Here is a 21,054-nt window from a genome sequence, read left to right on the forward strand (position 1 = left end):
GCCCTAGAAGGATAGCTTCATCATAAAACGTATACCCTTTGTCTGGATGCCCGGATGATCCTTATAGGTCAGACGCCATACATAATCCAAACGCAAGAACTTAAAGATATTCTCGATACCGACACCCGCCTCCATATAAGGAGTAGACGGGTCCATCAGGTAAGAGCCCTGCGGGAATAAGAACAAGCCCTCATTCTGCTCACTGATATACGGATTATTCTTATCCGTCAAGTGTCCGAACATACCCCGGAAAGAAAAGACCTCTCTCCATTTTAACTTCTTGATAAGCGGGATACGGTTCAACAAGGCTCCGTTCATGAAATAAGTAATATCCCACGAAGCGTACTCATCGTTGATGAACTCCATCGCATTCATATTCGTATAAGATTCCGGTTGCACCAAATACGACAAGTTTGCGTTTGGCAAGATCAACAAAGGATAAGGGGCTTTTGTCCAAACTTTACCTGCTTTAGCGAGAATATCCACATAACCGAAAGCAGAGAACCAGAAGCGTTTCTGGATACCGATCTCCGTCTTCTGATAATCATACGAACTACCTAATACATCTTGGAAAGCCATCGTATGGTTCAAGGTGAATACCGGTGCGTCAAGCGTAATCGGATAACGGTAATTACGAGTCTGGTAGAATTTCTCATTCGGGGCAAAACGGAACTTAAACTCCACTTCCGACATCCGGTAGGAATCGGTAGCCGTGATCTGGCCATCCGGACCGATACGGTCGAACGCAGCGTAACCGGTTGAGTATTCCTTAAAATTCCGAAGTACCGCCCCATAAGCCCAGCCGTTATAATGTTCACGGTAATAGGTCAGTTCCATATTCCTTAAATAGGTGGCACGTGTATCCTTCTGCCGCTTCAAGGCTAAGAACATATTATCCTTGTTGGTATACATATACTGCTGACCTAACTGGTTGATATCATATAGGTACTCGAAGCGAATAGAATGCACGGGAAATTCTTTCCGATAATCCTTCTTATCGATAAAAGAATATTCTACGATACCATCATATTTCAACTTGCGGTCTTTCGATCCATAAGCCAAATAACCATCCAAGAAAAGACGTTTACTGAACGCCGTTGTCGTGGTTCCACCGACACGGAAGCGGGCCCCCTCAATCGCGTTACCACTGATATAGGTGTTCATCGGGCCAAACTCGAACTTGCTCTTCGCCGGAATCTTATTCGTCGCGATATAACCGGAGGTAAGGATCGAAACAACCTTCTCCGTCACATAGAAAATAGGAACGGAACGAAGTTTCGCCATTAGCAACTCCACGTTATTCTGCTTGCGAGTTCCCGCCTCAGTAGGACGATTCTCCTCCCAGAAATCCGCCGAACGGCGATAAGCTTCCATCGGTATAATAATAGGTGCGCTCTCCTCGAATACTTTAGGATCATCGGGTCCCTCAAACGCTTGATTCGAATAGATATTCAAACGGCGGGCATACATTCCTTTCGATTTCTCCGTCAATTTGAAGTCCACGTTGATATCATCTTTCGTAATGATACGAGTCCCATCCGGGGCACGGTCGAAAGTCTGCTCGATCGTCATTCCACCGACAAAATTCAAGTTGATCTTCTTCGGGACATTCAACTTAACCTTCTGCACGAAATAAGTAGAATCCAACGTGATAAAAAGATGTCCCGTAAAGCCGAACGTCTCCGGAGTAAACGGAGCGAAACCCAAATCCACACACTTCTGTCCGGCGACCTCCACCGTGTCTAGCAAATAATATTTATAGAAGTTAGGTCCCATCGTAGACATAGGGCTTACGAAACGGTTCAAGAACAAAGGAATATCATTCTGGAAGATATTCACTTCCCGGAATACCTCATTCAAGAACTGTTGCATACCGTCTCGTGAGAAGACCTCATCCACACCAGCCGCTTTCGTAGCCTGAACGACCCTCTTTTCCGTCTTCGGGTCTTTACGATAATAAACGGTCTGGATTTTCTCACGTTCGGATACCGGCAAGATCGTCTTTCCCACCTCCAACGTATCGATAAACTCAGTCAAGAAGTCAAACTTTCCCGCCTTTCCATCCTTTTTCGGTTTCGGTTGGTAATCGTTCATAGCGAAGACCATCTTCTCGTATTGATCATACCGAAAATAATCATGATTACGAGGATCGTTGCTCTCCCGACGTGCGATAGCGTTTTTGATAAAGGTAACCGCAGGATTATCCTTCTTCCGATATCTTTCCTTTCCCGGCTTGATGATCACCTCCGACAAATTAATACTTGTCGGAGCTAGCTGAATCTTCAAATGTTCCGCTTTACCCGGAACGAATTTCAATTCTTTCTCCGTATAACCCAAATAAGAGACCTGTAAAGTACGTACCTTAGATGAAGAGGAAAGCGTAAAAGCCCCATCCAGATCTGTCGTAGCACCTATCGTAGTTCCCTTCAAAATCACAGCCACATAAGGCAAAGGTTCTCCCGTAATGGAATCAGTCACGATTCCTTTTATCATGTAGTTCTGGCTCTTCGCTACCCAAGCGAACGCCAATAAAAGCCATATAAAAACAATTCTCTTCCCCATCAGATCTGACACCTCATTAAACTCCGCAAAAGTACAACAGGATCATTTATATAAATGTTCCAAAACACATGCAATATATTCCAATTAGCAACAAAACAGGCAAAAATACACACGTATATACGCAACGCCCCTCAGCAGTATAGGCATAGGCCTGTATCTATACCAGCGTAAGCCAACACCTATACTGGCGTGTGCCCTCGCCTATACCGGCGTGGCACGAACCTACGAACGACTAATCTGAAGCCCCTTATTCGACAAGCTCATCTCCACGAACCGGGCGTTCGAATTGGGTGGAGAAAGAGTCAATATCTTTCGGATTTGCAGGGCCGCACCCGGGTCTTTCGCTACGATATATAAGTAACCACCACCGCCTGCTCCCGGAAGTTTATATCCCAAGGCATAAGCCTGTATCTTGGAGATAATAGCTTCCACCGCCGCCGGATTCGTTCCGGAATCGAGTGCCTTATTTTGCTCCCAAGTCTTTCCGACCAATTTACCATAAGTCACGAAGTCTCCGCATTGGATCGCCTCGTACATATCGAGCGCATGGGCTTTCATCTCGGACAAAAGACCTAAATGCGCCTCGCTATTCAAGAACATACCCCGTACGATTTCCGACAAAATATCTTTCGCCGTACGAGTAATTCCCGTATAATAAAGAAGATGACAAGGCCGGTATTCCGGATCAGTAAACAAATATTCCGGCAGCCAACGTACCAAAGGATTCTGATTAAAACCCTCGTTCGTTTGCAAGAGTTTCAAACCGTGCAATACACCACCGTATTGATCTTGCCATCCCCCGCCGGTAGTCAGCAATTGTTCTAAAATCAAGGTGCGGTTTCCGATCTCATTCTTATCCCAAGCCAAGCCACAAAAATCAGAGATAGCGCCCAGCACGGTAGCCGCGAGGATCGAGCTAGTGCCTAAACCGGAACCCGCCGGTATCGCCGCCAACAAGGTAATCTCCAGCCCGCTACCAAAAGCTTCCAGCTGGACATCCAAAGAAGCATAAGCCTCCGCCGAGAATTCCGGGACAAATCCCGCTAAGGCCAAAGCCGCTTTCGGGATGGAAAACGGCGATCCTACCTTATTATAATCACGAAGCTCATCCCATGAAGAGATAACCTCCATCGCTCCCAGATCGATCGAGCGAAGGATAATCTTATGGGTATCGGAAGGCTTGATATAGACTTGTAGTGGTGGTTGCCCGTTTAACTCGATCGCCACGTTCACCACGTTTCCACCCGCATATAAGCAATAGGGCGGCGTATCTGTCCACCCACCTGCCAAATCGATACGTACCGGACTACGTCCCCATACGATCTGGTCCCGATAGACATTCAAACACGGCTGCTGCTTACTTCCGAGGACGGAACCGACCAGCCCCTCCCGCAACAAAGCGAAAGCCTTTTGCTCCTCCTCCTTATACGCTACCCCCGAGATCTTCATCACCTGAGAACGGAACATATGATTATGTATCCTTTTCATCAACGGATTATCCTCGGGAAGGGCTTTCGGTAAGACAATCTTGTCTTTGGCGAAGCTTTCCGCCGCATCCGAAAGATCCAATTGATAGAATACACTTTTCTCATGATTAGCGGCCAATAATGACCAGTCTTTTTTACGGAAAACTTCTCGCTGAGCTACTAAACGGCGTAAATTCGCTTGATCGGACAAATCATTCGCCGATAATTTTCGGGCGGAAAGCCAAATATGCTTTCCCTCTTCCCTATCCGGCTCCGTAATCATCCAGCGCAGCACTTTTCCCAGCTCATCCACGGTTTGGCAAACAGGGAACAAAGGTGCGTTTTGTATATCCTCATTCCCTCCCAAGGTGATACCTCGCTCCATCGCCCAAGTCAAGATAGGTTTCCCCATAAACAAGGTAGACACATCAGACAAGGCCCCTTTAAACAAGTCATTAAAACCATAGGGCCTTGCCGCCCAATTGGTTTCCCCTACCGGGACAACATCTACACAGATACCTTCCGGCAGGGATAAGTTCCAATTATTCTCCGGAACACCCGTTATAATTTGCTGCCCACGTAACGTCCAATTCTCACCGATATAACTATTCTCTATCCATAATTCCGAATTCTCAGCGGTCAATTTCTGGTGTAACACCGCATTCTGCACAAACATGGCGGGATGTGGTTTCACCTTACGCTGCATGATCGCACGTTGATCCCTAACTAAGTTCTGTACCGCCAATGTAGAGGAAATCAACTCACGGCTAGTTCCATAATGATAGAACTCTCCACCCGGAAGCGGCAGAATCGCTACTGAAAGCTGATTCAACTCCGAGTCCGTGATACGTGGATTCTTCCCCAAGGCCAACCCGAATTCAGCATATAAATCATACGCCTTCATCGCCTTGCCATCCTCGGTATAGGAATGTTTCATTAATAACCGCACCGCCTTGTCGCTTAGCAGCCAGATACCGATATCCATCAAGAATAAATGACTACCCGCCAATTCCCCCAAAGTTTCCAACGAAGGCTTCTGTAGCATGAAGTCCAGAGTGTCCGGAGACTTACGGCTCGATACAAAAACCCCGTGATTCTTGGCCAACGAAGGCTCGACCCATAAACCGTAACAAACCACATCTACCTCAGGAATCTCCTGCAAAGGCTGGTTAGCACGGATATATACGTCACCGCTAGCGATCAAGGTATGAAGCGATTCCGGCGCCTTTTTCATGATCCGTTCATAAAGAGGTAATTGCAAAGACAATAAGTTCTGGGATAACCTCTGCCCTCTTGCCCAGCGAAACACAGGGATCGGAGTCAATATTTTCCCGGATGGCGCATATCCGGGCAAACGGCGGCTTTGCCCTCCGGCATGCAACAAGATACGCTTCTCCTGTCCCAACCACTCCTCCACGGATACATCAGGGGCCTCTTTTCGCCGGGAGGCTTCCAACAACCAAGTCGTTCCTCCCCCGGATCCCAAGCGGGCACCTACCGGATCCGAGGTGCAAAACCATTCCTCTGTACTTACATGCTCTATCGCATGGAAACAATCAACCAAATTTGGAGGTAAAGACAATAACTTTTTCATACCCATGATCATTCTAAGACTCCTTCTTATTTTTCGAAAGCAAAAGTAACTTAAATTTTCTATACGGATATCCATTAACCCTTTTTATTACAATTTGTATGGAGTTCAAACCCACTCAACTTCTTTAACACACCCATAAAAAAGTTTGTTTTTACTAAAACACACTATCAATCAATCCGTTTCCAGTATCTTGGTTGTTGTTTAATTAAATATAGGACATATGGTATACGGTTATGTAAGAGTCAGTACAGACAAACAAACTACTGAAAACCAGCGATTCGAGATTGAGAAATTCACAAAATCGAGGAACATGAGAATCGACAGGTGGGTAGATGAGACGATCAGCGGGACAAAAGTAATCGCCGATCGCCAACTTGGTAAATTATTAAAGCAAATACGTAAAGGCGACATCCTGATCACGACGGAACTGTCACGTCTCGGACGTAATCTTATGCAAGTTATGAGCTTCCTTCATCAATGTATGGAAAGAGACATCATTGTATTTACGGTAAAGGAAGGTTACGAACTCGGAAATAACATTAACAGTAAAATCTTGGCATTCGCATTTAGCCTAAGCGCCGAAATTGAACGCAACCTGATTTCGCAACGAACGAAAGAAGCGTTGGCTCGGAAAAAAGTGCAAGGTGCCAAACTGGGCCGTCCAAAAGGAGAGCGACCGGAAGCCTGTAAGCTAAAAGGTAAGGAAGAGATGATCTTGCAGTATATTAAAGAACATAAGACTAAAGTATATATCAGCAAGAAACTGGGAGTAAACCGGCAAACCTTGAGGGAATTTCTCAAGACTCATCCGGAAATTCCACGGAAATGGAAAAGAATACAGAAGGATTAACAACTCAAGCAATAATTAACGTATGTTAAATTAGTTTAGTTTAGCAGACTTATCGCTCGTTTATTTGTTTATTCCCATTAACTTGCGGAGGAATAAGATAGAAATATACTTGAAATATCCTAAAAAACATTTCATCCTTTATTCCTCTATCATTCATAAAACGCCGCAAGGTTAACATGTATTCAAGACATCAAACATTTGTTTAATCTTTTAATATAAATCTTATGGAAAAAACATTGGTTATTTTAAAGCCTTGTACCGTTCAGCGAGGGCTGATCGGTGAAATCGTAAACCGTTTCGAGAAGAAGGGACTCCGTCTGGCCGGCATGAAGATGGTTTGGCTAACTGACGAGATCTTGAGTGAGCACTACGCCCACCTGAAAGAAAAGCCTTTCTTCCAACGTATCAAGGACGCAATGAGTGTATGCCCGGTAATTGTATGTTGCTGGGAAGGGGTAGATGCCATACATGTAGTAAGAACCTTGGCCGGCGCTACCAATGGTAGAAACGCCGCTCCCGGTACGATACGGGGAGATTATAGTATGAGCGTACAAGAGAATATCGTACACGCATCAGACTCACCGGAGACAGCCGAGATCGAATTGAAACGCTTCTTCAAGGATGACGAGATATTCGATTATGAGCTGAAAAACCTATTGAGTCTTTACGCCAATGACGAGTTTTAAATAAAAAAGAATAGCCGGAAACGAGAGAAATCATTCTCACCTTTCCGGCTCTCATATTTAGAAACCAACATCCTATTCTCCCGAACTGAATGAACAACCTAATTACTAATCTAAAAATCTAATACCATGAAAAACACACTACTATATCTATAACAGGGCATCCCTGCAAAATGTTTAAGGGATTTCATCCTGAAATTAGAAAGCCGATAAAAAACGTTTGTACACCTCCAGTTGCCTTTCAAAACAGAAAGTCGTCTGGGATAATCTTAAGCAGTTCGCTTTTAGCTGTCGATACTCCTCATCCGGCAAGTGGCTCATGGCTTGTATATTTTTAGAAAGTCGCTCATAATCTCCGGGGGCCGAGACAAGGCCCAACTGATTCTCCTTTACAATCTCCTCGCCCTCGCCGCCTCCGCAAAACAAGATAGGAACGCCTAACGGTAGCAAATCAAATAATTTAGAAGGTACCGCCCCCCTTATACGAACCGTCAAGGGGATAATGGAGGCATGGTAACGTGTAAGCTCCTCACGCATCCGTTCCTTGGGCAAAGAGCCATGATAAAAGACACCTCTATCATGTGTTCTCACATAATCCTCTATCTCCAAGGCTTGATTGCCCCCTCCAAATAAATGAAGCTCCGCTCCCATCCCTTTAAAATCGACACACTCTATCAACTCCAATATATTCTGCGCCACGCCCAGTAAACCGGCATAGACGATCCTGAAAGGCTTTCGAGAAGAAGGGGGTTGATTCGGTAAAACAAAACGATGCTGCAAATTCCGATACAAGAACGAGGCCTTGCCCGGCTCATACCGTTTTATATAATCCACGATCTCCTTACTCTGCCCTTGACAGGCCGTGGCCTTACGATAAAGGAACCGCTCGATACGCCCCATCACCCTATGATAAACGCCACCCTCTTTCATGGCCCCCAGCTCCACGGCCGACAATGGCCAAAGGTCTGAGACGTTCAGTACCACCTTTTTCCGGTAGCAACAACGAAAAAGCAACATGGCCGAGGCCGCCGCCAAAACAGGAGGGGTCTGGATGATCACCTTATCATAAGATTTTATATGCTTACGCTTGAGAGCGAAACACCAAAGGGTCGTGGCGAAAGAGCACATACTGGCAAGACGGACCAACGGCCTCCTCGAGATCGAGGCATACGTCCAGTACCTGAAGACCGTTATCCCGTTTACATCCTCTGTCTTGGAAAAAGCCCCCCTATATCCATCAAAGATACGTCCCTTGGGATAATTGGGTAAGCAAGTCAACACATCCACCTTTATCCCTAAGCCGGACAGTCCCTCCGCCATGTTCGTAATGCGTGAGGGTGCCGCACCGATCTCCGGAAGATAAGAGGGAGAAACGATCAAGACCCTCATTCCTTCCGGTTCAAAAATTCCACGATCCTTCCACAAGCCAATCCATCGCCATAGGGATTGACCGCCTTGCTCATCGCATCGTAATAAGCCGTATCATCAAGCAACGCCGAGACCTCGCTCACGATCTTGTCATAGTCCGTACCGACCAGTTTCACCGTACCTGCCGCGAGAGCCTCCGGACGCTCGGTCGTATCACGCATCACCAACACGGGTTTGCCCAAGCCGGGGGCCTCCTCTTGGATACCGCCGCTATCGGTCAGCACTATCGTAGATTTCTCCATCAGATAAACAAATGACAGATATTCCAATGGCTCAATGAAGAACATATTCTCCAAATGAGAAAGATCCTCACCGAATACCTCATGAATCGGCTTGCGCACATTGGGATTCAAGTGCATAGGATAGACAAAATCCACCTCCGGATACTTCCGGGTCAAGTCCTTGATAGCGGTACACATATGGATGAATCCATCACCAAAGTTCTCCCGGCGATGACCCGTGATCAACACCAGTCTCTTACCCTCAACCAGACGGTTCACATCATACCCGGAGCGTAAAAGCACGCCTTCCAGCTCCTTGTCCAACTCAGCGTCCGTCTTTATCTTACGCACCACTCGCCGTAAGGCGTCTATCACCGTATTGCCGGTAACCAAGATTGAGTCCGGACTCACGTCCTCTCGCATCAAGTTTTGCTTGCTCAACCGCGTGGGTGCGAAATTATACGTGGCGATACGCCCCGTAATCTGCCGGTTCATCTCCTCCGGCCATGGGCTATAGATGTTGTGGGTACGAAGGCCGGCCTCTATATGACCTACAGGTATCTGTTGGTAGAAAGCGGCCAAGGCGGCCGCCGTGCTCGTGGTGGTATCCCCATGCACCAGCACGACATCGGGTGTCGCCTCACGCAACACGTCACGCATACCGGTAAGGACACGGGCGGTCACGTCATATAAGTCCTGACCCTGCCTCATGATATTCAAATCATAATCCGGCGTGATCTCGAACAATTTTAACACTTGATCCAACATCTCCCGATGCTGTCCGGTAACGCACACGATGGTCTCGAACGACTCCGGATGTTTCTGGAACTCCTTCACCAGCGGAGCCATCTTGATCGCCTCGGGACGGGTCCCGAAGACTAACATTATTTTCCTCATTACAGCGTATTCTTCTATTTAGCGAACGATTATTTCTTGAATGTCCCGCAAAAGTCCAGCACCTCCACGTCATCCCGATAATTCAACCCCGCAAACTCCCTATGATTCACCAAGAAAACCACGATGTCGGCTTTCTCATAGGCCTCCTTATAAGGGGTCAACTTAAACAGCTTATGCTCCGAAACGTTCGGCTCCACCACCATGATGTCAGCGTTGTTGCACGATTGCAACACCTTCGTCGTTATTCCCTTGGCCGGAGACTCGCGCAAGTCATCGATATCAGGCTTGAAAGCCAAGCCCATCATTGCCACCGCCGGCTTACGCCCATGCTTCAGCTCAAACCGTAGCATGGCGTTCCTCACTTTCTCAGCGCACCAAAAAGCCTTGTAATTATTCGTCTCACGGGCCGTCGAGATCATACGGCTCTCCATCGGAAACTCCGCCGTGATGAAATAAGGGTCCACCGCTATGCAATGACCACCAACACCGCAACCCGGCTGTAAGATATTCACACGGGGATGCCTGTTCGCCAAATCGATCAGCTCCCACACATTAATTCCCGCTTTATCGCAGATAAACGACAGCTCATTGGCGAAAGCGATCTGCACGTCCCGGCTTGAGTTCTCGGTCAATTTACACATCTCGGCCGTCTTGCTATTCGTTGGGTGAAGCGTACCCTTCACGAACTGGCCGTAGAACTCCATCGCCTTACGGGTAGAGGCCTCGTCCATGCCGCCGATGACCCGGTCGTTATGCACCAACTCATGGATCACGTTACCCGGAAGCACCCGCTCCGGGCAATAAGCGATATAGATCTTGCCCTCCAGTTCCGGCCGCTCCGAGAAAATCAACCTAGCCATCCGTTCGGTCGTTCCCACTGGCGAGGTAGACTCGATCACGTACAAATCCCCCTCCTTCAACAAAGGAAGCACCATACGGGTAGCCGACTCCACGAACGATACGTCCGGCTCATGATCCCCCTTGAAGGGAGTGGGTACCACCATGAAATAAGCGTCGCTCACCCGAGGCTCGGTGTAAGCCTTGAAATGTCCGGAGGCCAGCACCTCCCGCAACATCTCCTCCATACCCGGCTCGATGATATGCAATTTCCCTTGGTTGGTAACCTCCACCACTTGGGCGTTGATATCCACGCCGGCGATATCCACCCCGTGCTTTGCGGCAATAATAGCCGTGGGCAGGCCAATATAGCCCAAACCCATGAAACATGCTTTCATAAGAATTATGTATTATTTTTTAAGTAAGATATTAGGCAGATCAAGAATGGTCCAACAACGATCAACCGATTGTATAAGAAAGTCTCTTCACAAAATGAATACGAATTGTCTTAGATAGGTGAAAACGGTTATACGTAAATGACACTTGGTCATCTACAATCTCGACAGAGGATGCGCCGGCCACTCTTATCGCTGCGATATTCGTCACGATCTCAGTCCGTGAACAAGACATGATCTCCACATCCGGAGCCAGATGGATCAAGCTTACGGCTTTCACGCCAGTTGAGACAGAGTCCTCTATCCTAAAACAATCCTTATCAATCGTAAATTTTCGCCGATGCCTACCCAATGAGCCAAAGCCATCATGCCAAGCCTCCACCTCATTCGGAGAATCTTTAAGAAGCGTCACCCTTGCCCGCCTCCCCACACGAAAGCCTCCCCATACCTCGCTAGAGTTCTTATCCCCTATCATCACCGTATTATGGGCTGCCGTGCCACGCTCGTATTGCCTACGGGCTGTCTTTTCATACGTAGAAATTCCGGTATCTATAACGAAAAGCTTACCCCCTATCCGCAACTCATAATTGAACATATCCGCATGCGAATGGCCGGGTTGGTAAGAGGCCCTTATGTCTCCAACATCCACGATAGCCTCCCAATGGCCCGCCATCAATTTTCGATAGCCACACGCTTCCATCGGAAGCTTTTCCCAATCCATATCCAATCGCTTAGCGTATGCAAACAATTGAGTCGGAGAAGGCGCGATTCCCTCAGCGGAATCATTCAGGAGAGGTATCGTATTATCTTTATAAACCACAGAGGCTAAATGTCCCAACATGCTACTAGCCTTCTCCCGTAAGCGTTCATTCAGACCTTCCTGCCCTATAAACCGCAAATTATTCATAGAGACATTATAGCAATCCAGCAACCGATCCAACAATATACAATGATACATCGGTGATTGCTCGTAATGAGCACCATCCGGAAGGAGTTGTTCTTCCAGCTCTTTAAATAATAGGTCTTTCGCCTTTTGATAGATCGACTCATCCTTAAAATAAAGCCCGGCCCATAACAAGGAGAAAGCGTCTTCCAATAAGTGATTCCCTAAAAGATGATATTCCAGATTATCCAGTAAAATCTTATATTGGGCATACAAGGAGGAGTCCCATTCTCGCTTATTCTCTGCCGGAATATAAGGATGATATTTCGACAGGAACTTGATCCAATTGATGCCTCGTAAAGCGATCGGATAAGGTTCCAGACCATTCCTATTCCCCTCTATTTCATCGACAAACTTATCGATCCAGCAAACGGCCTGTTCGAAAGATATAGTTTCTTGATGAAGGTAGTCCATATAATTTAGATTATAGGACCATAACTTACCAAAGCTCTCATCGTTCCATCCTAGAAAAGCGGATTCCTTACCCAAGAAAGAGAAATGCCCCGTAACACTATCCAAGTCCGTATATTTCGAGATGAAAAGTTTAAAAGACAAAGGATGTCCCACTCTCGGTAATGACAATACATACCGAAAGCTCCTGTATTTCCTAATATATGCCCGTAGCCTATACCAGACTTGATAACGAACTTGGCGAGATCTCAAGTTCCGAAGAGTAGAAATATATAATTTTAGAGATTCACCCAACATCTCTCTTTCAAGCTCGTAATGCAAGCGAAAGTAGCTTTCGTCGTATTCAATATACTCCCAAATGGAATCAAAGGCTTACCGCCCTCCCGGATACGTTCATTCAACAACGTAAATTGACGTTTTTGCCCTTTATCCATACCGGCCTTCATCGAAGAGAAACCCTTAAAACCATACCCGGTCAATTTACGCCAGTTATCCAAGACCAAGACCCTCTCCTGAGAGAAAACCTCCACACGTTCCTTCGCGTACGATTTCGAGCCGTTCGCAAAGTAATTGATCACGGCGTTCGTCCCATTTGCGTAACGAAGCAATATGCTGGCATTATCCGTATTCTCCTCCGGATTTTCGCCTAACGCATTCATGCAGACCGCCACGACCTCCGAGCCCGCCAAGAAGGAACATAGATCGATAAAATGGCAAGCCTCACCAATGATCCGCCCTCCACCTATCTCTAGATCGTGTACCCACACTTCTTGCGGGATAAATCCGGCGTTCATCGTCGCCACTATATTTTTAGGTCCGTCACCTAGCAATCGCTTCATTTTCTCGGCGAACGGAGAGAAACGCCGGTTAAAACCAACCGTCAAGGTCGTGCCCTCAGGAGCCCCTTGATAAGCCCGTATAATATCATCCAATTCCGTCTCATTCAAGCATAACGGTTTCTCCACGAACACGCTTTTCCCATTCCGTAAAGCCTCTATCACCATCCGGGCATGCAGGTTATGGCGTGTCGTGACCATCACCAAATCCACCTCCGGATCTTTCAATATATTTTGATAGTCCGACGTGGCGTTCTCCGCCCCCGCCTTCCTCGCCAATATCTTGGCGGACAATCCTTGGGCACTCGCTATATACTTGATTCTAGCGTGGGCCTTAGCCAAGCAAGGTATGACCATGGCGGAGGTATAATTGCCCGCCCCAATAATCCCGATCTTGCCCTTTCCACTCACAAAGGTATTATTGCCGATAGAGACAACAGACTCCATTTTTGAATCAGCGGGAAACCGCAATATAGAGGCGATCGATCCTTTCTTGCGCATATCGCCGTAAATCTCCTCATAATCCACCAAGTCAACCTCTTCCGTTATCAACGACTTGACATCCAACGATCCGGAAGAGATCGCGTGGAGTATCGTCTCAAAATTACGCTTTTCCGTCCAGCGGACATAAGCCAACGGATAATCATGCCCCTTGTTCTCATATTCCTCGTCATAACGTCCGGCCCCGTACGAGCAAGATACCTGAAAACTCAACTCCTTCTTATAGAAGTCATCCCTTCGCATATTCAATCCGATAACACCCACCAACACGATCCGTCCCCGCTTACGGGACATCTCACACGCTTGATGGATCACCTCATGGCTTTGCGTGGAGGCCGTGATCAAGACACCATCCGCACCGATACCACCCGTATAATCCTCCACGAACCTTACCGGATCCGTACCTTTGCCCGGATTAACGGCCACGATTCCCTTCGAGGCGGCCATATCCACCTTCTGCTGGTCAAAATCCACCCCGATAACCTTACAGCCGTTCGCTCTCAACAACTGCGCCGCCACCAAACCGATCAATCCCAGACCGACCACCACGACCGTCTCGCCCAACTGAGGATTCAATAAGCGGATTCCTTGCAAGCCAATCGAGCCAATCACCGTAAAGGCCGCCTCCTCATCCGTTATATCATCCGGCACCTTCGCCACCAAGTTCTTCGGCACGCAAACAAACTCCGCATGGTTCCCGTTCGAGACCACCCGATCGTCCACCTTGAACTCCGCGACACCTTTCCCTACAGCTACCACACGTCCGACATTGCAATATCCCAAAGGTAAAGGCTGCCCTAGCTTATTGAACACGGCCTCCAGTGTCGGTTGCAAACCATCCGTCTTTATCTTGTCCAAAACTTGCTTCACCTTATCCGGTTGTTGCCGTGCCTTATCAATCAGGTTCGCCTTTCCGAACTCCACGAGCATACGCTCCGTTCCCAAGGATACTAAAGAACGAGACGTTTTAACTAGAACATAACCTGCTCTTACTTGAGGAACTGGTACTTCTTCAAGCACAGTTCGCCCTGATTTTATATCTTGAATAATCTGTTTCATAATTATTCTTTATACTTTTTCACAACATTCATTATATCTTTTTCTCTTCTTGCCATTGAAAATAATGTTTCAATCCTACTATGAGCCGCAATACTAATACTCTCTAAATCATTATTCCAATAATCCTCTATAACATTAGCAATAGTTTCCGGTAATGTATTCCTTATTATTATTCCTGCATTTCCAACAACATTTAGAACTTCTCCAACATCTGTTGTTACGACTACAGTCCCACAACTCATAGCTTCCGCAATAGCTAACCCAAACCCTTCATATCGTGAAGGTTGTAAATAGAAACGACAGCTTTTCAAATAACACAATTTTTCCTTCTCTGAGATTTCACCTAAAATACTAATATAAGCATTTAAACCTTTCTCTGATATATATTTCTTCACTTCATCAAAAGCATCTCCTTTATGTCCTGCAATATTAAGATGCATATCTAACTTATCTTTCAATAATTCAACCGAATCTATAATCTCATACAAACATTTTCGTTTCACATTTTCTTTTCCTGTCCAACAAATAGTAAACAATTCATTTCCTCTATTGCAATACATTCCCCTTGAATACTTTACAGTATCTATACAATGTGGAGAATATACTATATTTTTAAGATTCCAATCTTTATAAATTTGTTCATACTCATTTCTTGAGACTAGAATATTTTCATTTGCATATTTAATAGAAAATTTAATCAATAACCTTTCTAATAACGGTCTTCTATAGTAATCCGAAGCAGCCATTGGACACTTATAATTAAAAGTTCCTGTTATTACAACTTTTTTCCTCAACAGCTTTGAAACAACTACAGGAAAAAAGGCATATGTCCACCACCAAACAAAAATTACATCTGCACTCCAATCTATTTCACTATATTTAGTAGCTATCGTCAAACTGGGATCTATTTTTTTTAAGATTTTAATATCCTGATTATAGAATTCGACTATAAATAGCTTACTCTTATCTGATATCTTACAAAAGAAACATATTTTCATAATTCCGTTCTAATAAATTCAAATCATCACTTATTTGTTAATATTCAATTTAGATAACACCTCTTTTTAAAGACACTTTTACGTTAGTACTAAATTAAGTAACACCCTTTTTAAAGAGCACTTTACTATGCCCTAAACTAAATTCTATTAAAAATCAATTATAATTTTAATATTAGCAGGTATCCAATATAATTTTATCGAGAATAAAATTCTGACTTCTCATGCAATTTTTAAAGTTTTTCTCAAAAACATACGCCAATAAAATTTCATGCATAATTGCCTTATAATTTCACAATCACCATTATACTATAATAAATTTAATACTCCAACATTACTTCCATATTGATTTAGTTTATTAGTTCCTTTATTACAAAATTTTCTATATCTATATCCAAATCAGAAAGAGAACGAGCATTGCGATAAGTATCTAGAGCACCATCACACAATTTCCGATGGTAATCTGTATCTACACACAGTTTCAAAATGGCTTTTTTTAGATCCAATATGCTTTTATTCCTCACTAATATGCCATTCCTATCATTTTTTACTGTAAAAGGTATAGCTGAATTATCAAACGCTATAACCGGTAGTCCGTAAGACATAGCCTCAATTAATACCATACCATAACCTTCCAGTAAAGATGGAAATACAAAACAATATGCTCGAGAATAATATGACCTCAATTCTTCATCTGATATACGCCCTACAAAAGTTACAATATCCTCCAGCCCATATAAGTGAACCAAAGACAACAGACATTTATAGTATTTTTTTTGAGAAAGATCCCCCACAATATCCAAATGAATACCAGATCTTTCCTTTTCAGACATCTGTCCTATTGCCTCCAGTAAATATAAAAGTCCTTTCCGTTGATATACAGTACCTACAAATAATAACTGTTTCAACACATAGCAAGAACATGTTGGAACATTTTTCTTGAATGCCATTTCGAGAAAAACAGTACGACTATCTGGTCTCATCTGCTTTATCAAGGAATGCGTATATGGATTGGGAGTTATAATAGCGAAAGACACACCCAATCCCAGCCATTCCAACATGTACTGTAATTGTCTTTTTATTCCAGACATTTCTTGGTACCGAAAATGATGATGAATAACATAGACTTTCAACTTAGGATAAAATATTCTGAAAAAATAAAGCAGCCAAATAGATTGAGCAAACCAACCGCTATTTAAGAATACAGCATCGTATGAACCGATTCTCCTACACGACCAGAGTATGTATGCAGGCAACAACCACTTATTAATGCGTCTAGTATGATCTTTTGTAAAAAAGGACATATCTATCTGTCCTGAAAAAAGTATTCTTTTAAAAAGATAAGAATCATATAACTCTCCTCCTGTCGTAGGATATAGATAATTCCCCGATGGATATAACACAAGTACTTTCTTTTTCTTTTTCTTTTTCATTTCCATATTATTATGTTTGATATAGACAATGTAAACCATATTATCAGCAGGGTATATATAGTATTAGAAAGAGCTGAAATATCTCCACTTGTAGCAAACTCTATTGTTAAAATATAAGCAATTCCAGAAGCATTTGGAAATCCTATCCTCTTTGTTAGATTAAATATTATAATAAGAAGAAAAGTCATCAGAAACAGGTTAAAAAGAAATATGTAAGGAGATTTAACATATGACATTATTAAAACCCCTATGACACCAGGCATAGTTGAACTGTTTTCTAATTTTGAATGCTTTATTTGCTCTTCCACATAGAATCCAGTACTCTTAAACTCAGGTCTGTATCCCCAATAATGTAATGTATCATAAAAGTAAAAAAAATCGGGGATTAATTCCAAATCATAAACATTTTGTGACGAGTTCTGTAAAATATAGGCACTGTTGGAAAAACTACTTATTCGTCCACATAATTTCCCAACCATTATATCCATGTTTGAAGTTTCACTCATCCCTCCTTGTCCCCTTAATTGTGCACGAACATTATAAGCGGAAGAGACAACAATCGGAACCAAATAGAGTATCGCTAATACAAACAATAAATTTCGCTTCACAAAAGATTTCACCTTCTTGCCTTGCCTAAACAATAAGATGAGTAATAGAATAAAGAACCCTCCTAAAGAATGAGCAAGAATCGTGTGAATAGAAAACAAAAGAACAGTTACAGCAAGATTTTTACGGCTATTGGAAATCAGCAAATAAGCAATAACCCATGGACGTACCATCAACTTGAAGAAAGCCGAACGGATATAAGAAAAAAATCCGCCGTCTATTTCTATCGAAGTTCCCATTTGGCCATATCCAGTAAAGAGTAGACCTATATGAACCAACAATAAAAGCCATGTAATATTGCGAATTATCGCAACCTTGAACTTATCGGGTACATTTTCTGTCTCTTTAGACCTATACCGTTTATACAATCCATATATACCTATATAAGGAATGATAGTCAATACAGCTATAACCAACAAAGCAGGTAACGGAAATAACACATCACGTTGTATGAAATCCCCGTTATACACTCCCAATATAATGGTATACAAACAACTGCCAATTATTGCCAACATATATGGCAGTAAAACTAGCTTTGCACCATATGTATCTATTCTTGAGACATCAGACATAAAACTAATAAAATTGCTAACTGTTTATGATAAGATTCAACAATAGTTAACGACAAAAAGTATAAAAAAAACGTGCAATATAAGGTGATATATAGAATGCTATCCAAAAAAGAGTCTTCCTCTTAAAAGAGAAGTTTTGATGAAGAATAGCTTTTCTCACACCTTCAAAATCTTTTTTAAATGTTACGATGTATGGATTTTCTCCTGCAGATGTTAGGATAACACATGCTTGCCTATATCGTAAAGCAGGATAAATTTCTTTAAATTGATTCTCTGATAATTTGCAACGAAGTAAATCGCAGAGTTTTTCACATTGCTCTACCAAAATTTTCACAGGACGACGTGTTAACGAGCTGTAATTTACATTTTGGACATAATGATAAAATGCTTTTGGTACATATGCCATCTTTATAGGATGTGCCAACAGGCATACACTGACATAAGTATCTTCTCCATATGACAACCCTTCCGGAAAATTCACATCATATTTGCTGTAACAAGCTCGTTTAACGAGCTTGTTACAGCAGCTGCCATGCAGCTGCTGGAACACATCTTTTAGCATCACACAATGCTCTAATATAAATAACCGTTGCTTCACGTAAGTAGATTTCTTGGAAGTATCCCGCCATACATCACAAATTATCATATCTGCATTTTCTTCTTTTGCCTTTCCGTATAGTTCCTCCAGCATATTCGGTTCCACCCAGTCATCTGGGTCAGCGTGTATCACGTACTCGCCTCTTGCATTGTTCATTCCACACTGTCGAGCGGACGCTACTCCACCATTCTCTTTATGGAATACACGGACACGATTGTCCTTCCGGGCATACTCGTCGCAAATTTCTCCGGAACGATCGGGACTCCCATCATCTACCAGCAAAATTTCATAGTCTTGAAAAGTCTGTGCTAGCAGGCTGTCTACACAACGCCGCAAGCAGGATTCCGCTTTGTAAACAGCAACAATAATAGAAATTACAGGTGTCATTTGTTATATTTATTAAACATTTTTTACTTTGAATATTATAAACCATACAGCCTATCTTAGCTAACTTTTTAATGTATCATACAACCTATATATCACTATACTATTTTCTCCCATTCATCATACTTTGAATTCTTCGAATAAAGCGATTCAAACCAAGTCCTAAAAAATAAAACATAGATAAAAGAATGAGTGTATACAAAATCGTAATAAACACTCCATATACAAAAGAAGATAAAGCACTTTCAAATGAGTGCATTGGGACAAATTTCAATACAGAATAAGTAAGTATTATACTAACAATTGCAACACTTAAATGCTTAACGTACATAATTATATACAATTTCAATCGTTGTTTCAAAGCTTTTCGAAACAAATAATAAGGTTTCCAACAAAAAACAACAAGAAATAAACTTATCAACACACCCAACAATACACCATTTAACCCCCAAAAATATCCTAATAACACAGACAAACAGATATTGATAGAAGCCTCCGTAACTGGAGCAAAAATATCACCAAACAAACCATAAGCATTGATATAAGCATCCACGGTCGTACGGTTTAATTGAATAAACAAAGTAACAGTCATCAATAGCAATGTCATGGTATCCATCACATATTCATTACCCACCCAAAGTATTACAAATAAAGGAGTCAACATAAACACTCCAAAACACATTATACAAGTGAATAGAAAACGAACAGAGAATAATTCCTCAAACACCGACATAATCTGTTTACGATTTCCCTCTGCCACTAAATTCCCAATTCCTGCGTTCATGCTATTAAAAATGGCAGTCATCAAAGTTTGAATCCCAAGGATAACCAACATGTAATTGCCATATAACGCCACTACAGTTAGTGTAGTGTAGGCGTAAATAATGATCGGGCTAGTTTGTGTCAAAGCAAAGCTACCGATCTTATGAAAAAACAATTGCTTAACTTTCTTAATAATAGCTGGATACTTTCTCGATAATTCCCGACCTCGTCCTAATTTAGTTTCTAGAAATGGATAAGTCTGCCGGACCATTCTATTTAACACCAACGAAGCTACGATCGCAAACACAATCTCCAATACCAACCACCATACATAACCGTCTCTCAAATATCGAATCGCCAATATCTGACAAAGGGTTTTAATCAACATCGAGGCCTTATAGCTATACTGGATCTTATACTCTTTCTGGTCAGCGGATAAAACGATCTGCTTATAATTAACAAAATAACTCAGCAATGCACTAACTAGCAGCACTCCGAAAGAAGCATACGCATACCATAAGGGTAACGGCATCTTAGCGAAGATCCAAGGGAAAAACGCCATCAACACGAGACTTCCCACTATCACGATCCATGCGATACGCCGATACAACCAGCCTTGCAAGGAAACAATCTCATTGATAGCAACCGTATCCTTCTCTAATAAAGGCTTATATAATGTACAAGCAATGGCTGATCCTATTCCTAATTCCGCAAGGTTCAAGAACTGAAGCAAATTGGTAGCCGTAGTATTCAGTCCCAAGATCTCTGCCCCAAGATAATCCAAGAATACCTTACGGGAGAAAAATTGAAGAACCAGATTAATAAAATAAAAAGCCAAGGCTACCAAACTATTTTTTATACTTTTCGAAGTTCGTGAGTCTGTTACCATTGCTACAAAGAATTGTGTTTAATACAAAAATTGCTCTCCATGATAAAGAGCATACGCACGTAGAGGAACAGCGTATTCTTCGCTATCCGCTTATTATTCTCTGATTTACTAGGAATAAAGACAAGTACACAA

Annotated in this window: 14 protein-coding genes; 2 read left to right on the forward strand and 12 right to left on the reverse strand. The window is 43.1% G+C overall.

Features of this window, described 5'->3' with window-relative positions; all coding sequences use genetic code 11:
• Nucleotides 1-3: 3 nt before the first annotated feature.
• Together CI960_RS12140 and CI960_RS12145 are read right to left on the reverse strand one after the other, a co-directional pair.
• A complete protein-coding gene (locus tag CI960_RS12140) occupies nucleotides 4-2,562 on the reverse strand; it encodes a DUF5686 and carboxypeptidase-like regulatory domain-containing protein (protein WP_005855793.1) in 2,559 nt (852 codons plus the stop codon).
• Between the two features lie 222 nt (nucleotides 2,563-2,784).
• Nucleotides 2,785-5,634, reverse strand: coding sequence for a bifunctional fucokinase/fucose-1-phosphate guanylyltransferase (locus tag CI960_RS12145; protein WP_009017771.1), 2,850 nt, complete (start codon nucleotides 5,632-5,634; stop codon nucleotides 2,785-2,787).
• Between the two features lie 208 nt (nucleotides 5,635-5,842).
• On the opposite strand from CI960_RS12145, the gene CI960_RS12150 reads away from it, so the two are divergent.
• Both CI960_RS12150 and ndk read left to right on the forward strand, forming a co-directional pair.
• Complete coding sequence (locus CI960_RS12150) at nucleotides 5,843-6,472, forward strand: master DNA invertase Mpi family serine-type recombinase (protein WP_005855789.1); 630 nt, start codon at nucleotides 5,843-5,845, stop codon at nucleotides 6,470-6,472.
• A gap of 224 nt (nucleotides 6,473-6,696) precedes the next feature.
• Nucleotides 6,697-7,158, forward strand: coding sequence for a nucleoside-diphosphate kinase (ndk, locus tag CI960_RS12155; protein WP_005855787.1), 462 nt, complete (start codon nucleotides 6,697-6,699; stop codon nucleotides 7,156-7,158).
• Between the two features lie 195 nt (nucleotides 7,159-7,353).
• On the opposite strand, the gene CI960_RS12160 is transcribed toward ndk, so the two are convergent.
• The 10 genes from CI960_RS12160 to CI960_RS12205 form a co-directional block, all read right to left on the reverse strand.
• Complete coding sequence (locus CI960_RS12160) at nucleotides 7,354-8,544, reverse strand: glycosyltransferase family 4 protein (protein WP_005855785.1); 1,191 nt, start codon at nucleotides 8,542-8,544, stop codon at nucleotides 7,354-7,356.
• Nucleotides 8,541-9,701 (reverse strand): non-hydrolyzing UDP-N-acetylglucosamine 2-epimerase, encoded by a 1,161-nt coding sequence (gene wecB / locus CI960_RS12165; protein ID WP_036628675.1) that lies wholly within the window; start codon nucleotides 9,699-9,701, stop codon nucleotides 8,541-8,543. The genes CI960_RS12160 and wecB overlap by 4 nt, the downstream gene beginning before the upstream one ends.
• 29 nt (nucleotides 9,702-9,730) lie before the next feature.
• Complete coding sequence (gene wecC, locus CI960_RS12170; RefSeq protein ID WP_005855781.1) at nucleotides 9,731-10,936, reverse strand: UDP-N-acetyl-D-mannosamine dehydrogenase; 1,206 nt, start codon at nucleotides 10,934-10,936, stop codon at nucleotides 9,731-9,733.
• A gap of 61 nt (nucleotides 10,937-10,997) precedes the next feature.
• On the reverse strand, nucleotides 10,998-12,584 hold the full coding sequence (locus CI960_RS12175; RefSeq protein ID WP_008780274.1) for an alginate lyase family protein: 1,587 nt from the start codon (nucleotides 12,582-12,584) through the stop codon (nucleotides 10,998-11,000).
• Nucleotides 12,566-14,683, reverse strand: a complete 2,118-nt coding sequence (locus tag CI960_RS12180) for a bi-domain-containing oxidoreductase (protein ID WP_036628673.1) — start codon at nucleotides 14,681-14,683, stop codon at nucleotides 12,566-12,568. The genes CI960_RS12175 and CI960_RS12180 overlap by 19 nt, the downstream gene beginning before the upstream one ends.
• Before the next feature lie 2 nt (nucleotides 14,684-14,685).
• Nucleotides 14,686-15,681: a glycosyltransferase family 4 protein gene (locus CI960_RS12185; protein ID WP_005855765.1), complete on the reverse strand. Its 996-nt coding sequence runs from the start codon at nucleotides 15,679-15,681 to the stop codon at nucleotides 14,686-14,688.
• 347 nt (nucleotides 15,682-16,028) lie between these two features.
• Nucleotides 16,029-17,111, reverse strand: a complete 1,083-nt coding sequence (locus CI960_RS12190) for a glycosyltransferase family 4 protein (protein WP_005855763.1) — start codon at nucleotides 17,109-17,111, stop codon at nucleotides 16,029-16,031.
• Complete coding sequence (gene wzy / locus CI960_RS12195; RefSeq protein ID WP_094582362.1) at nucleotides 17,108-18,289, reverse strand: oligosaccharide repeat unit polymerase; 1,182 nt, start codon at nucleotides 18,287-18,289, stop codon at nucleotides 17,108-17,110. The genes CI960_RS12190 and wzy overlap by 4 nt, the downstream gene beginning before the upstream one ends.
• Before the next feature lie 46 nt (nucleotides 18,290-18,335).
• Nucleotides 18,336-19,274 carry a glycosyltransferase family 2 protein gene (locus CI960_RS12200; RefSeq protein WP_005855759.1) on the reverse strand — a complete coding sequence of 313 codons (939 nt, stop codon included), beginning with the start codon at nucleotides 19,272-19,274 and terminating at the stop codon, nucleotides 18,336-18,338.
• Nucleotides 19,275-19,374: 100 nt separating this feature from the next.
• Complete coding sequence (locus tag CI960_RS12205) at nucleotides 19,375-20,922, reverse strand: lipopolysaccharide biosynthesis protein (RefSeq protein WP_036628668.1); 1,548 nt, start codon at nucleotides 20,920-20,922, stop codon at nucleotides 19,375-19,377.
• Between the last annotated feature and the right edge of the window lie 132 nt (nucleotides 20,923-21,054).

The organism is Parabacteroides sp. CT06 (genome assembly GCF_002257605.1).
Lineage (GTDB): Bacteria > Bacteroidota > Bacteroidia > Bacteroidales > Tannerellaceae > Parabacteroides > Parabacteroides distasonis.

What these genes read in the sequence shown, in the direction of transcription:
- ndk (WP_005855787.1), top strand. Translation starts at nt 6,697, where the DNA reads ATGGAAAAAACATTGGTTATTTTAAAGCCTTGTACCGTTCAGCGAGGG.
- CI960_RS12160 (WP_005855785.1), bottom strand. Translation starts at nt 8,544, where the DNA reads ATGAGGGTCTTGATCGTTTCTCCCTCTTATCTTCCGGAGATCGGTGCG.
- CI960_RS12150 (WP_005855789.1), top strand. Translation starts at nt 5,843, where the DNA reads ATGGTATACGGTTATGTAAGAGTCAGTACAGACAAACAAACTACTGAA.
- CI960_RS12185 (WP_005855765.1), bottom strand. Translation starts at nt 15,681, where the DNA reads ATGAAAATATGTTTCTTTTGTAAGATATCAGATAAGAGTAAGCTATTT.
- CI960_RS12145 (WP_009017771.1), bottom strand. Translation starts at nt 5,634, where the DNA reads ATGATCATGGGTATGAAAAAGTTATTGTCTTTACCTCCAAATTTGGTT.
- CI960_RS12180 (WP_036628673.1), bottom strand. Translation starts at nt 14,683, where the DNA reads ATGAAACAGATTATTCAAGATATAAAATCAGGGCGAACTGTGCTTGAA.
- wzy (WP_094582362.1), bottom strand. Translation starts at nt 18,289, where the DNA reads ATGTCTGATGTCTCAAGAATAGATACATATGGTGCAAAGCTAGTTTTA.
- wecB (WP_036628675.1), bottom strand. Translation starts at nt 9,701, where the DNA reads ATGAGGAAAATAATGTTAGTCTTCGGGACCCGTCCCGAGGCGATCAAG.
- wecC (WP_005855781.1), bottom strand. Translation starts at nt 10,936, where the DNA reads ATGAAAGCATGTTTCATGGGTTTGGGCTATATTGGCCTGCCCACGGCT.
- CI960_RS12205 (WP_036628668.1), bottom strand. Translation starts at nt 20,922, where the DNA reads ATGGTAACAGACTCACGAACTTCGAAAAGTATAAAAAATAGTTTGGTA.
- CI960_RS12190 (WP_005855763.1), bottom strand. Translation starts at nt 17,111, where the DNA reads ATGAAAAAGAAAAAGAAAAAGAAAGTACTTGTGTTATATCCATCGGGG.
- CI960_RS12200 (WP_005855759.1), bottom strand. Translation starts at nt 19,274, where the DNA reads ATGACACCTGTAATTTCTATTATTGTTGCTGTTTACAAAGCGGAATCC.
- CI960_RS12140 (WP_005855793.1), bottom strand. Translation starts at nt 2,562, where the DNA reads ATGGGGAAGAGAATTGTTTTTATATGGCTTTTATTGGCGTTCGCTTGG.
- CI960_RS12175 (WP_008780274.1), bottom strand. Translation starts at nt 12,584, where the DNA reads ATGTTGGGTGAATCTCTAAAATTATATATTTCTACTCTTCGGAACTTG.